This is a genomic window from Vibrio sp. 1288 (genome assembly GCF_033344475.1).
The window spans coordinates 1-833 of sequence record NZ_JAWPOX010000310.1 but is presented as its reverse complement, the minus strand read 5'-3'; the positions used below and the strand labels follow the sequence as shown (position 1 = coordinate 833).

At 46.8% G+C, this 833-nt stretch carries 1 protein-coding gene; it reads left to right on the top strand.

Translation table 11 applies throughout. From position 1 onward, the window contains the following. Positions 1 to 833: conjugal transfer protein TraF (locus tag R8O11_RS26430; RefSeq protein WP_318194771.1), on the top strand; the 833-nt coding region annotated here is incomplete at both ends.

Below are 833 nucleotides of genomic sequence, written 5' to 3'. Positions count from 1 at the left end.
CTGATCCCCGCCTTTGGCGTCAATATTCACGATGAAGATGACGCTCTTTCGACCGTCGATGACGTACAAGATTTGTATGACAGCATTCAGGGACTACCCACTCCCGCAGACGAAGCTGCAATGAATCGACTGTTAGATCAGTTAGATAGCAGTGTGCCTATCGTTATCAACGGTGGATTAACCTTTGCCATCGCGATACCAACACGTTTTATGTCAATGAACCTTTTTAGCGCTGGTTATGTGGAGATTCTCGCGGCACCTGATATTTCTGACGCCACCAACACCGCAGAGCGATACCTGAATTCGGCAGTTAATTTGGCGGCATTTGGCAGCGCAGAATATGGCGTCTCTCTATCAAGAACCTATACTCTTGGCGGACAAACCGTCGCCTTTGGCCTCACACCTAAATATCAACAACTCAAAACTTACACCCAACGTACAACGCTTGATGACTTTGATATTGAAGATTACGACAAAAGCGAAGTCTCAAAAAACGCCTTCAATATGGATGTTGGCATCGCTTGGTATCACGAAGCCTTTCGTGCGGGTTTGTCCGTTAAGGATGTGTTCAAGCAAGACATTAAAACCAAACTCGGTAGTTATACCTACGAACTCACTCCTCAAGCAACCGTTGGGATTGGCTACGTGAGTAACTACGTAGCACTGAGCTTAGACGCCGATCTAACCACGCAAAAGCGCTTTAAAGAACTTGATGATGACACTCAGTTTGTACGCATCGGTATCGAAGGCGACGCGTGGGGATGGGCACAACTTCGCGCAGGCTATGAAATAGATCTGGAGAATAACCTAGATAACTCCGTCACTGGTGGTAT